Source organism: Rathayibacter sp. AC451, from assembly GCF_979253095.1.
The window spans coordinates 3363767-3376411 of sequence record NZ_CEEDBD010000001.1 but is presented as its reverse complement, the minus strand read 5'-3'; the positions used below and the strand labels follow the sequence as shown (position 1 = coordinate 3376411).

Sequence of the window (12645 nt, the reverse complement as noted above, 5' to 3'; positions counted from 1 at the left end):
TGCTCCACCTCACTCCGAGAGGACCCGCCATGAGCACCGACGCCCTGCACGGCACCACCGATTCCGAGGAGGCGCTCGCGCCCCTCCCCGACTCCCGGCGCACCGCCCGGATCGACGGCCAGTTCTGGATCTGGGCCGGGGCGAACATCGCCCCGATCAACTGGGTCCTCGGCGCGCTGGGCGTGAACATGGGCCTGGGCCTCTGGGACACCGTCACCGTGCTCGTGCTCGGCAACGTCGTGGGCATGGCCGTCTTCGGCTTCTTCGTGCTGCTGGGCCAGCGCACCGGCGTGACGGGCATGCTGCTGGGCCGGGCGGTCTTCGGCCGCCGCGGGAACTACGCCCCCGCCGCCGTGCAGGCGGTCGTGGTGATCGGATGGTGCGCCATCAACACCTGGATCGTGCTCGACCTCGTGATCGCCCTGCTCGGCTCGGTGGGTCTGGTCGATCCCGAGGCGTCGAACGTCGGCTGGCGGATCGCCGTCGCGGCCGTGATCATGGCGATCCAGGTCGCGATCTCTTTCCTGGGCTACCGCGCGATCGCCGCGTTCGAGCGCTGGACCGTGCCGCCGACCCTGGTGGTCCTCGCGGTGATGTCGATCGTCGCGTGGTTCTTCCTCGACATCGACTGGTCCTACGCCGGACCCGCCGAGGGCGCTCTGACCGGCGGTGACCGCCTGGCCGCGATGTCCATCGTGATGACCGCCATCGGCATCGGCTGGGGCCTCACCTGGCTCGCCTACGCCGGCGACTACTCCCGCTTCGTCAGCCCGCGCGCCTCGCGGCCCAAGCTCTACTTCGCCAGCGTGCTCGGCCAGTTCATCCCGGTCGTCTGGCTCGGCCTGCTCGGCGCGACGCTCGCGACGAAGAACGGCGGCGTGGACCCGGGCGAGCTCATCGTCGACAACTTCGGCGCCCTCGCGATCCCGGTGCTCCTGCTCGTCGTGCACGGCCCCATCGCCACCAACGTCCTCAACATCTACTCGTTCAGCATGGCCACCCAGGCCCTGGACGTGCGCCTGGGCCGCCGCACCCTGAGCCTGATCGTCGGCGTGCTCGCGTTCGCCGCCTCCGTCTTCTTCGTCTTCCAGGACGACCTGGCGACCACGCTCGACGCCTGGCTGGTCGGACTCGTCGGCTGGGTCGCTCCGTGGGGCGCGATCGTGCTCGTGCACTACGCGGTCTTCGAGAAGCGCGTGCGCTCGTTCGGCCACCTCTTCGCCCCGGTCGGCTCGCCGCTGCTCCCGGACGTGCGCTGGCGAGCCCTGCTCTCGTTCGCGATCGGCGCGACGCTGACCTGGATGTTCATGAACGGCTCGGTGCCGGCGCTGCAGGGCCCGGCCGCGACCGCTCTCGGCGGCATCGACGTCTCGTGGCTGGCGGGAGCCGTCTCGGCCGGTCTGGCCTACCTGCTGCTCGGACGCGGCGACGCCGACGAGTGGGTGCAGCGCCGCGAGGCCCTGGAGCGGTCGCCGCGCGCGGCCGAGCCGGTCCTCGGGTAGCCGGCCCCGTCACTCCGCTCCTCTCTTCTCTCTCCTCCACGATCCGCACCACCGCACCACGAACGGAACCGCCATGCCGCTGCTCATCACCGACGCCTCCGTCATCACCATGGACCCGGTCTCGGGTGCCGTGCCGATCACGGCGAGCATCCGCATCGTCGACGACGTGATCGCCGCGATCGGCCCGGGGCTCGCGCCGGAGCCGGGCGACGAGGTGATCGACGGCCGCGACCGCCTGGTCACCCCCGGCTTCGTCAACGCGCACACCCACTCGTGGGAGTACCTCTACAAGGGGCGCTACGACAACCTGCCGCTCGAGCTGTGGATGCTGCTCTCGTACCCGATCCTGGGCGACAGTCGCGTCGCTCCTGACCTGGTGCGGCTGCGCTCGTCGCTGTTCGCGCTCGAGTCGCTGAAGGCGGGCGTGACGACGCTGGTCGACGACGTGCTCGAGAACCCGGATCAGGACGCGGCGCAGCTGGCCGCGGTGTTCGACGCGTACGACGAGATCGGGATCCGGGCGAACATCTCGGGGCATGTGATCAGCAAGCCCTTCTTCGAGACCATGCCGTTCCTCGAGGAGCTGCTGCCGGCCGACGTCCTCGAGTCGGCGCGGGCGGCGTCGCGGCCGACGACCGACGGGTACCTCGCGTTCAGCCGCGAGGCCTTCGCGACCCAGCACGGACGGGGCGGCGGGCGGCTGCGCTACATGGTCGCCCCCTCCGCGCCCCAGCGGGTCGCGCCCGAGCTGCTGGTCGGAGCGACCGAGCTCGCGCTCGAGCACGGCGCGGAGTGCCACATCCACGTCCTCGAGACGAAGACCCAGCTGGTCACCGGGCAGGAGTCGTACGGGGGCACCCTCGTCGAGTACATGGAGCGGATCGGGGCCCTCTCGCCGAACACCACGTTCGCGCACGGCATCTGGCTCACCGACTCCGACATGGACCGCGTCGCCGCCGCCGGGACCTCGATCTCGCACAACCCGCTCTCGAACCTCAAGCTCGGCTCGGGCATCGCACCCTGGCGCGCCCTGCACGACGCCGGAGTGAACCTGGGCCTGGGCACCGACGGCTGCTCGAGCAGCGACTCCCCGCGGATGCTCGACGTGATCAAGGCCGCGGCGCTGCTGCACAAGGTGACCGACCCCGATCTCGCCTCGTGGCCGACGGTCGCCGAGGTGCTGACGGCGGGCACGATCGGGGGCGCACGGAGCGCCGTTCTCGACGGGGTCACCGGCAGCATCGAGGTGGGCAAGCAGGCCGACCTCGTGCTGTTCGACCTCGAGACGCTGAACTTCACACCGCGCCAGCGCCTCGAGAACCAGCTCGTCTACTCCGAGAACGGCTCGTCGATCGACACGGTCATCGTGGCGGGCCGCGTCGTGGTCTCGGGCGGCGAGTCGACCACCGTCGACGAGAGGGCGCTGCGCGCGGATCTGACGGCGCAGCTGGGCGACATCGTCGCGTGGCAGGACTCGCTCGACGCCACCAACGGGGTGCTCACGGAGCCGTTCCACCGGATGTACGAGAGGGCGATGGCGCGCGAGGCGTCGATCGACCGCTTCAGCGGGCGGCGCCTGGTCTGACGCCGCGACCGGACTCCCACCTCCGGCTCGCAGGAACCCGTTCGGCTCGCAGGAATCCCCGGATCCCGCGAGCCGAACGCCGTTCCGCGAGCCCGGGAGGATCGCGCCGGCCGAGGGCGGCTCGACGGCGCGTGCGCCCGTCCGGATCACCTGCTCGCGGCGCCGCTCCGAGCAGCCACGGCGCGTCCGATCGGCCCGCGCCCCGTCAAGGGGGTCAGCGATCCGGAGGAACGCTCATCGGGAACATGCGTTCGAAGGCCGCGATTATGGTCGCTGCAGAAGCGCCGGAGACGTGTCCGGCCGTTGCCCCAGAGGCCCGACGTCCCCGCAGTGCCGCGGATCGGAGCGGTCCTCCGCCCGACCTCGACGCCCAGAAGGACGCCCCGTGCCGACGACCCCCGCGAGCCGCCGCCCGCACCGCTCAGGTGCGGGGCAGGCCGGCGAAGTTCGCGGCGCTGAGCTCCTGCACGGCGGGCAGCTTCGCGAGGATCGCGGACGAGACGGCGTCGCGGTCCGAGAGGACGCGCTCGAGCGCCTCGCCGACGCGTGTCGCGAGCCCGTCGCCGGGCTCGACGCACAGGTAGGGCAGCTCGAACATGGCCATCAGGCCCTCGACCTTGCCCTGCGTGGCGAGGGTGATCGCGGGCACGCCCTTCATCAGGGACATGATCGCGAGGTGCATGCGACCGGTGACGGTCACGGTGGCGCGCTCGGTGAAGCCGCGCACCTCGGCCGGGCTCAGGACGTCCTCGACGAAGGCGACGCCGGTCGTGTCGGGCAGCGCCGCGTAGACCTTGCGGCAGGCCGCGAGGTCGTCGGGACCGTGCTTGATCACGTGCGGCAGCAGCACGACGGCGAGGCCGCGCGCGCGCAGGCCGCCGATGATCTCGACGTACGCGCCGGTCTGATCGGTGTCGATCAGGCCCGAGACGTTGACGATCGCGATGCCGGCGCTCGTGTCGAGGGCGTCGAGCTCGGTGCTCGCCCGCTCGCTGTCGACGGAGCGGGCCGAGAAGACGATGTCCGCGGAGGCCTGCGCGTCGAGTCCGTCGCGTCGGGCGCGCTCGACCGACAGCGGGTCGCGGAGGAAGAGCGTGGTGCCGGCGCGGTCGGCCGCCCGCAGCTCGGCGAGCGCCGCCGGGTGCGCCTTGCCGTTCCAGCTGAAGCCGAGCACGCGAGTGTCGACGCCCGCGGAGGCGGCGCTGCGCGCGACGACCGCGCGGCTGGTCGAGGCGCGGAAGTTGTAGGCGCCGTCCATGATGTCGGCGCCGACGATCGAGACGGACGCGGTGCCCGGGAGCATCGAGCGGAAGCGGCGGAGGTCGCGCACGAAGCTCGGCAGTCCGCCGTAGAGCAGAGTGCCCAGCGAGACGATCTCGACGCGGTCGGCGTGCTCGGCGGGCACGCGGATGTCGCCCGGGTAGCGGGTGATGACCGTGATCGGACCGGCCACGTTCTCGAGGAACGCGCCGACGAGCGCGGCGTCGCCGATGTTGCCGGCACCGGGGGGCGCGATCAGAATCGCGCGACCCTGGGCCGCGGCCTGCGGAGCGCGGCGCGCCCGGCGCAGGCGGGCGGCGTCGACGAAGACGGCCCGGGCGCCGAGCGACAGCACCGCCGGGCTCTTCAGGAGCGGAGCCGTGCGCTTGCGCACGCCTCCGAGGATCGTCCGGACTCGCGAACCCGTTCCGCTCACAGCACTGCCGTTCCCGGCCCCGTCTCGGAGCCGTCCTCGTCCTACGCCGGTGCGGGCGTTCGCCGCTCCGGTTGGTCCAGGCGGGCGCTCGAGCGCTCGTCCCCCAGGGGTGGTCGACCGCCGGGGACGCTCCCGCCGCGCCCAGTGTACGGAGTCGTCCCCCCTTCGGCCGATACGCCTCGCGGCCACGGCCCCTCCTTCCTTTCCCCGCCCCGAGTCCCCGCTCACACCTTCCCCGATTGGACCCCACGCCCATGACTCGAACGCTCAGCGCGACTCTCGCCGCACTGCTGGTCGTGATCGCCGCGTTCTTCGCGGCCGCGCCCAGCTTCGCGGCGGCGAACCGCTACGCCTCCCCCACCGGGACCAGCACGGTCTGCACCGCCGCCGCGCCCTGCTCACTCGTGACCGCGGTGCAGAACGCCGCCCCCGGCGACACCGTGCTGCTCACCTCCGGCACCTACCCGACGGTGACCATCAAGGCCGGGAAGGCGACCGTCGCCGCTCCCGTCGTCGTCATGCCCGCACCCGGCGCCTCGCCGGTGCTCGGGTCGACGAAGGTCTACGCGGCGAACACGGTGTGGAACGACATCTACTCCCGCAGCACCTTCTACACCTACGGCTCGGGCATCACGGTCGACCGCATGCACATCGACGGCTCCGGCATCTTCGTGCGCAGCGCGAACGTGATCGTGCGGAACTCGACCTTCGAGAACGGCTCGTCGATCGACGGCATCCAGGTCGGCGGCACCACCAACGGCCTGATCGAGAACAACCGGGTCCAGAACTACGACCAGAACATCGACAACGGCCTGCACGCCGACTGCATCCAGGTCTTCGAGAGCACCAAGGTGACGCTGCGCGGCAACGTCCTGAAGAACTGCTACAACGCGGGCATCCAGTTCTCGCCGGGCGCCGGCGACGGGATGAGCGACATCACGGTCGAGTCGAACTTCGTCTCGGGCTGCATCGTCGTCACGGCCGACTGCCGCGGAGGCTCCGTGGCCGACTTCCGCGAGGTCACCGCCAGCAACCTCTACATCCGCAACAACACCTTCGAGAACGGCGCGCTGCGCGTGGGCGGAGCGGCGAACACCGTCTTCGACCGCAACATCGTCAGCTACCTCTCCTCCTGCACCAGCCCGATGACGAACACCATCGTCGAGGCGTGGAACACGAAGCTCTGCAAGACGCCCACGCTGCTGAACCAGCAGGGCAACGTGCAGGGCGCCCCGGCCTTCGTCTCCTCCGCCGCGGGCGACCTGCACGTGCTCGACGGCGCGCAGACCCAGATCCCGGGATGGGGCTCGCTGACCGGCGCCCGCACCGACATCGACGGCCAGACCTTCGGCAGCCGCACCGCGGGCGCCGACCAGGTCGGCGGGACCGTCGCTCCGACGCCCAGCGCCACGCCGACCGCGACCGCGACGCCCACGGCCACCCCCACCGCGACGCCGACCGCGACCCCCGTGCCCACCGCGACCGCGACGCCGACGCCGACCGCGACTCCCGCCCCGACCGCGACTGCGACCGCCACTCCGGCGCCGACCGCCACTCCGGCGCCGACCGCGACGCCGACCACCGCCCCGGTGGCCGACCGCACCGCGCCGACCGTCGCGATCGTGTCGCCGACGTCGGGCGCGTCGGTGTCCGGCACGATCGTGCTGGCCGCGCGCGCCTCGGACAACGTGGGCGTCACCGGAGTGAGCTACTGGGTGGGCACGACGAAGCTCGGCGACGCGACCCTCGCCGCCGACGGCACGTGGCAGCTCCCGGTCAACACCGCGGCGTTCGGAGTGGGCACCTACCCGGTGACCGCCAAGGCGACCGACGCGGCGGGCAACTCCACCACGAGCGCGACGATCGCGCTCAAGCGGGTCTGATCCTCCGCTGAGCACGACGAGGGCCCCGGTGCAGTGCACCGGGGCCCTCGTCGTTCCCGCGGGAGCGGGGTCAGTCGGCGAAGATCTCGCCGACCGGCTCGCGCTTCTCGGCCTGGAAGCGGTCCTCCGCCCGGCCGAGCGCCCAGTAGGCCGACAGCGACAGCGAGCGGCGCTCCAGACCCCAGTCGTCCTGGAGGATCCGCCGCAGCTCCTTCATCGCCCCGCGCTCGCCGTGCGCGAAGACGTCGAGCACCCCGGAGGGACGCGGCTCGGCGCGCACGGCCGCGACGAGCGCCCGCCCCGCCTCGAGCACGCCGCGGTGCAGCCAGCGCAGCTCGACCCCGGCGGGAACGGCGAGCGGCTGCTCATCGGCGGCTCCCGGCACCTCGAGCAGCACCAGCCCGCGCGCGTCGGCGGGCACGGCCTCGAGCGCCGCGGCGATCGCGGGGGAGGGCGGAGTCGTCGCCCAGCAGCAGGTGGAACGCGCCGGGCTCCGCGCTCGGCGCCCACGCGCCTCCGGGCCCGTTGAACGCGAGGCGGTCGCCGGGAGCGGCGGAGGCGGCCCACGGGCCCGCCACCCCGTCGTCGCCGTGCACGACGAAGTCGATCGCGAGGCTCCGCCGGTCGAGGTCGACGGAGCGCACGGTGTAGGTGCGGCGGACGGGCAGGTCCTCGGGGGCGAGGGTCGCCCGGAGCGCGTCGAGGTCGTACGGCGGCTCCACGTCGACGCCGGCACGGGGCAGCAGGAGCTTCACGTACTTGTCGGTCGTGGCGAGCGTCGCGGGATCGGCCTCCGCGGCGAACGCGTCGAAGCCGGGTCCGCCCAGGTGCACGCGCACGAGGTGCTCGGTCAGCCGTTGCGTCCGCAGCACGGTCAGCACGTGCTGGGTGCGGACGGGGCGCTCCCCGCGGGGACGGGTGGGAGCGGTCGGGACGGCGGAGGCGGTGGCGTCGGTCATCCCTCCAGCATGCCCGCCGAGCCCGTGAGCCCTCTAGGGATCGGCGCGGAGCGCGCCACGGGCTCACCCGTCGCCGCCCCGCGCCTGGACGCGGACCGCGACCTGCGACTCGACGCCGAGCGGGCTCCGCGCACGCCCCCGCCCCCGTGTCGAGGCGACTCGCCACCGACTCCGGCCGCGAGTGGACGCGGAACGGTCTGGAGGCGCGTCCCGCAGCCCAGTTCGCGTCCAGTCGGCCCGATCCCGGTCGTGGAGGGACGCGCAGCGGGCCGCTCGCGAAGACGGTGGAGGGCCGTACCCTCGTGCCATGCCTGCGTCCCCGACCTCCGCGACCGCGATGCGCAGCTCCACCCCGCGCCTGCAGCCGGACCGCGTCGTCGTGCCCGACGTGCTCCGCGGCGTCGCGATCGTGGCGATGCTCGTGGCGCACGCGATGCCGCTGCTGCCCGCCGTGTCCGCCTCGCGCTCCGCGAGCTTCGTCGCCGGCAACGTGAACGACCTCGCCTCGCCCCTCTTCGCCCTCGTCATGGGCATGTCGGCGTCGATCGTGCTCGCCCGGCCGGGCGCCTCGCCCGCTCGCGTCCTGGTGCAGAACCTGATCCGCGGGGCAGTCCTCGTGGCGCTGGGCCTGTGGCTCGCCACGTGGGGCAGCTGGATCGCGATCGTGCTCGCGTTCCTCGGGATCGTGCTGGTCGTCGGCACGCCGATCCTCCTGCTGTCCTCGCGGGTCGTGGCCGTCGTCGCCGTGGTGCTCGCGGTCGTCGGAGCGCCGGTGAACACCGCGGTCGCCTCGGCCGTCGACCCCGTCCTGCTCGGGCAGCAGTCGCCCCTCGGCTTCGCGGTCCGCTGGGTCTTCCTCGATCCGCACTACCGCGTGACGAGCCTGCTGCCCTTCTTCCTGCTCGGCGCCCTGCTGCTGCGGCACGGGTTCCGCCGCGACCGGCTCCTCGTCGCCCTCGCCGCCGTCGCACTGCCGGCCTACGCGGTGCGGCCGCTGGTCGAGCGTGCGCTCGGCGTCGACTCCGTGTCGGGCAGCCACGCCGACACGCTGCACGATCTGGGCCTGGTGCTTGCCGCCCACGTCGCCGTCGTGCTTCTCGCGACGGTCCGGTCGCCGCGCGCCCGCCCGATCATCGCCGCCGTGTTCACGCCGTTCCGCGCCGTCGGATCGCTCGCCCTCTCGGTCTACGTGCTGCAGGTGGGCGTCGTGGTCGCCCTGCTCGCCTCGGGCGCGGTGCGCGGGGTGCAGGACCCGGCCGGGGCGCTCCTCCTGGTGCTCGGCGTCTGGGCGGTCGGAGTGCTGTGGTGGCGCTTCGTGGGATCGGGGCCGATCGAGTGGGCGACGCGGCTCGTCACGCGGCTCGCGACCGCGTGGATCCGATGAGGGCCGGCGCGCCGCCGTCTCGGCGATCCTCCTGACGCTCGCGGCGACGACGACGGGCTGCTCGACGAGCGAGCCGGTGCCTGCGGCGACCGCACCCGCGTCGGCCTCGGCGCCTGCGTCCCCGGTCGTGCCGCCGATCGGAGCCGCGCTCGACGCCCTCGAGGCCGAGTACGACGCCCGCATCGGGCTCGTCGCCGTCGACACGGGCGACGAGCGGATCCTCGAGCACCGCGCCGACGAGCGCTTCCGCTTCGCCTCCTCGAGCAAGGCCCTCGCGGCCGGCGCGCTGCTCGCGCGCACCGGGCCCGAGGATCTCGCGCGCGTCGTCACCTGGAGCGACGTCGTCGACCACTCCCCCGTCACGGGCCCGGCGACCGCCTCCGGTCTGCCGCTCGGCGAGGTGGCCGAGGCCGCCGTGCGCGTCAGCGACAACACCGCGCACAACGCGGTGCTCGAAGAGCTCGGCGGTCCGGCCGGACTGCAGGAGGCGCTGCGCGGGCTCGGCGACGACGTCACCCGCGTCGACCGCCTCGAGCCCGAGCTGAACACGAGCACCCCCGACGGGCTCGACACGGGCACGGCGCGCTCCCTCTCCGCGGATCTGCGCGCGCTCCTGCTCGGCGGCGCCCTCGATCCCGACGACCGCGACCTGCTCCGCGAGTGGATGAGCGGCAACGCGACCGGGGACGCGCTCGTGCGAGCGGGCGCACCCGCGGGCTGGACCGTCCTCGACAAGTCCGAGGGGCGGGCGGGCTGCGCACCGACCTCGCCCTCGTCGAGCGGCCGGACGCCGCCCCGATCGTGATCGCGGTGCTGACGGAGCGGGACGATCCCGCCCAGGACTACGACGACGCCCTCGTCGCCCGGGCCGCGGCGATCGCCCTCGACGCGCTGGGCTGACCAGGCTCCCCGGCCCCCGCCGCGCCTACCCTGAACCCGTGCCTTCCGCTCTCGCTCCCGCCGCCGGCCTGTCAGCCTCGGCCGTGCTCCTCTTCGGACTGCGGCTGCCCCTCGCGGGCTACCTCGTGCTGGCCGCGAGCCTGCTGCTCGCCCTGGCGATCGACCGCGTCCTCGCCGTCGACCTCTCCCTCATCGCCGCGGGCCTCGTGATCGTCAGCACGATCTCGGTGGAGGCGAACCTCGACTACCCCAACATGGCGCTGATGGGTGTCGTGCTCTCGGCGGCCGTCGCCGTGCCCTGGGCGATCGACCGGTACGGCACGAAGCGGCGGCTCATCCGGTTCCCGATCCGCACCGGGCAGAAGTGGACGCCGCTGGAGAAGTCGTACCTGCCGGCCGTGGTCGTGCTGGGCTGGATCCTGCTGCCGTTCTACTTCATCCGCTCGGGCGCCTATCTCAACTGGCCGGCGATCCACGCTCCGGACGAGATCGCGCGCCTGTTCGTCGGCGTCGGTTTCGTGGGCATCTGGGACGAGCTGTTCTTCATCTGCGTCGTCTTCGCGGTGCTGCGCCGCCACCTCCCGCTGTGGTGGGCCAACATCCTGCAGGCGGTGGTGTTCGTGTCGTTCCTCTGGGAGCTGGGCTACCGCGAGTGGGCGCCGGCGTTCACGATCCCGTTCGCCCTGCTGCAGGGCTGGATCTTCTCGAAGACGAAGTCGCTGACCTACGTGATCTGCGTGCACCTGCTCTTCGACGTCGTGGTGTTCCTGGCGCTGGTGCACGCCCACAACCGCGACTGGCTGCGCTGGTTCGTGTACTGAGCGAGACCCTTCCGGGGGTGGGCCGCCGCCCAGTGTTACGGCGGACGTCACGCGGCCGACGCGAGGCGACGACGATGCTCCATCATCGTCCCGTGCGCCGACGGCGCCCGCTCCGCACCGTCCCGGAAGGACACCAGGCATGATCCGCCTCGAGCAGCTCACCAAGGCCTACGGGCACGGCGACGCCGCCGTCACCGTGCTCGACCGCCTCGACTTCTCGGTCGCGACGGGCGAGATCTTCGCCGTCGTCGGGCCGAGCGGTGCCGGGAAGAGCACGCTCGCAGCGTGCGTGAACCTGCTCGAGCGCCCCACCTCGGGCTCGGTCGTCGTCAACGGGGACGCCCTCTCGCAGTTGTCCGAGCAGGAGCTGCGCGTCGCCCGCCGTCGCATCGGCACCGTCTTCCAGTCCGACGGGCTCTTCAGCCGCCGGACCGCGGCCCAGAACGTCGCCCTGCCGCTCGAGTACCTCGGAGTCACCGCGGCCGAGACGAAGCGCCGCGTCGCCGAGCTCCTCGACCGCGTCGGGCTCTCGGAGCGCGCCGGCCACTACCCGCACCAGCTCTCAGGCGGCCAGCGCCAGCGTGTCGGCATCGCCCGCGCCCTGGCGCTGCGCCCCAGCGTGCTGCTCTCGGACGAGGCCACCTCGGGCCTGGACCCGGCGTCGACCACCGCGATCACGACGCTCCTCAAGGAGCTGCGCGACGACCTGGGGCTCTCGATCCTCTTCATCACCCACGAGATGGAGACGGTGCGCCAGGTCGCCGACTCCGCCGCCCTGCTCGACCACGGCCGCATCGTGGAGTCGGGGCGCCTCGTCGACCTGCTCCGCGACGCCTCCTCGCCGCTGGGCCTGGCCCTGAACCCGCTGCGACCCGCCGCCGCTCCGGCGCCCGGGCTCACCGAGTGGGTGCTCGGCTACGCGCGCCCCGACGTGCCGGCCGACTGGATCGCGCGGCTCGCCGACTCCGTCGGACCGGTGTCACTGCTGGGCGCCGCGATCGAGACCATTGGCGGGCGGGCCGTGGGCCACGCCACCGTGGCGCTGGACGGCGTCGACGAGCGCCGCCTCGTCGACGCGGCCGGCCTGCTCGGGCTCTCAGTCCGTCCCGCTCCCTCCCGCGGCGCCTCCGCTCCGGTCGCCCTCGCCGAGGAGGTCGCGGCATGAGCGCCCTGCACCTCGACAACCGCGTGCCGATCGCCGAGATCCCCGCCCTCGTCCTGCCCGCGCTCGGCGAGACGCTGATCATGGTCGGCATCGTGATGACGATCGTCGTGCTCGTCGGGATCCCGCTCGGGGCCGCCGTGCACAACCTGGCGCCCGGCGGGCTGTTCGAGAACCGCGCCGCGCACCAGACCCTGAGCTGGGTGATCAGCATCGGCCGCTCGCTGCCGTTCCTGATCCTGATGGCGTCGATCATGCCGTTCACCCGGCTGATCACCGGCACCAACATCGGGATCGCGGCCGCCGTCGTGCCGATGTCGATCGCCGGCATCGCGTTCTTCACCCGCATCGTCGAGAACGCGCTGCGGAGCGTGCCGATCGCGCTCACCCGCGTGGCCCGTGCCTCCGGAGCGTCGCGGCTGCAGGTCATCCGCTCGGCGCAGCTCAGCGAGGCGGTGCCGCAGATCATCGGCGGCCTGACCATCAACACCATCGCGATGATCGAGTACTCGGCCATCGCGGGCACGATCGGAGCCGGCGGCATCGGCTACGTCGCGGTCACCTACGGCTACCAGCGGTTCGACAACACGGTGATGCTCGCGACGATCGTGATCCTGGTCGCCACGGTCGCGCTCGTGCAGCTCATGGGCGACGCCCTCGTGCGCGCCACGACGCCGAGCGCCTCGCGCTCGCGGCGTGCCGAGCGCGTCGCCGTCGCGGTCTGACCGCTCCTCCTCCTCTCCCGCCCGGCCC

General features: G+C 72.9%; 11 protein-coding genes. 8 read left to right on the top strand and 3 right to left on the bottom strand.

Translation table 11 applies throughout. The features are described 5' to 3' along the window. The first annotated feature begins 29 nt into the window (after positions 1 to 29). Positions 30 to 1502 (top strand): purine-cytosine permease family protein, encoded by a 1473-nt coding sequence (locus tag AC0CID_RS16070; RefSeq protein ID WP_207407868.1) that lies wholly within the window; start codon positions 30 to 32, stop codon positions 1500 to 1502. A gap of 73 nt (positions 1503 to 1575) precedes the next feature. Further along, the gene (locus AC0CID_RS16065; protein WP_465227611.1) at positions 1576 to 3087 is read left to right on the top strand and encodes an amidohydrolase family protein; all 1512 of its coding nucleotides are present in this window, start codon (positions 1576 to 1578) and stop codon (positions 3085 to 3087) included. Positions 3088 to 3508: 421 nt separating this feature from the next. Here AC0CID_RS16065 and AC0CID_RS16060 read toward each other — a convergent pair whose 3' ends face one another. Next, on the bottom strand, positions 3509 to 4741 hold the full coding sequence (locus tag AC0CID_RS16060) for a polysaccharide pyruvyl transferase family protein (RefSeq protein ID WP_207407870.1): 1233 nt from the start codon (positions 4739 to 4741) through the stop codon (positions 3509 to 3511). Positions 4742 to 5037: 296 nt separating this feature from the next. On the opposite strand from AC0CID_RS16060, the gene AC0CID_RS16055 reads away from it, so the two are divergent. Further along, a complete protein-coding gene (locus AC0CID_RS16055) occupies positions 5038 to 6666 on the top strand; it encodes an Ig-like domain-containing protein (RefSeq protein ID WP_465227610.1) in 1629 nt (542 codons plus the stop codon). 70 nt (positions 6667 to 6736) lie between these two features. Here AC0CID_RS16055 and AC0CID_RS16050 read toward each other — a convergent pair whose 3' ends face one another. Both AC0CID_RS16050 and AC0CID_RS16045 read right to left on the bottom strand, forming a co-directional pair. Then, positions 6737 to 7087 carry a siderophore-interacting protein gene (locus tag AC0CID_RS16050; protein ID WP_465227609.1) on the bottom strand — a complete coding sequence of 117 codons (351 nt, stop codon included), beginning with the start codon at positions 7085 to 7087 and terminating at the stop codon, positions 6737 to 6739. After that, positions 7032 to 7625, bottom strand: coding sequence for a siderophore-interacting protein (locus AC0CID_RS16045; RefSeq protein WP_465227608.1), 594 nt, complete (start codon positions 7623 to 7625; stop codon positions 7032 to 7034). The genes AC0CID_RS16050 and AC0CID_RS16045 overlap by 56 nt, the downstream gene beginning before the upstream one ends. A gap of 307 nt (positions 7626 to 7932) precedes the next feature. On the opposite strand from AC0CID_RS16045, the gene AC0CID_RS16040 reads away from it, so the two are divergent. The 5 genes from AC0CID_RS16040 (at position 7933) to AC0CID_RS16020 (ending at position 12617) form a co-directional block, all read left to right on the top strand. Beyond that, entirely contained in the window at positions 7933 to 9009 is a 1077-nt protein-coding gene (locus tag AC0CID_RS16040; protein WP_465227607.1) for a DUF418 domain-containing protein, read from the top strand. Between the two features lie 76 nt (positions 9010 to 9085). Next, on the top strand, positions 9086 to 9814 hold the full coding sequence (locus tag AC0CID_RS16035; RefSeq protein WP_465227606.1) for a serine hydrolase: 729 nt from the start codon (positions 9086 to 9088) through the stop codon (positions 9812 to 9814). Between the two features lie 133 nt (positions 9815 to 9947). Next, the gene (locus tag AC0CID_RS16030) at positions 9948 to 10730 is read left to right on the top strand and encodes a CPBP family intramembrane glutamic endopeptidase (protein ID WP_465227605.1); all 783 of its coding nucleotides are present in this window, start codon (positions 9948 to 9950) and stop codon (positions 10728 to 10730) included. Positions 10731 to 10869: 139 nt separating this feature from the next. Continuing rightward, a complete protein-coding gene (locus tag AC0CID_RS16025) occupies positions 10870 to 11895 on the top strand; it encodes a methionine ABC transporter ATP-binding protein (RefSeq protein WP_465227604.1) in 1026 nt (341 codons plus the stop codon). Further along, positions 11892 to 12617 (top strand): methionine ABC transporter permease, encoded by a 726-nt coding sequence (locus tag AC0CID_RS16020; RefSeq protein WP_465227603.1) that lies wholly within the window; start codon positions 11892 to 11894, stop codon positions 12615 to 12617. Before AC0CID_RS16025 ends, AC0CID_RS16020 begins: the two co-directional genes overlap by 4 nt. Positions 12618 to 12645: the final 28 nt, after the last annotated feature.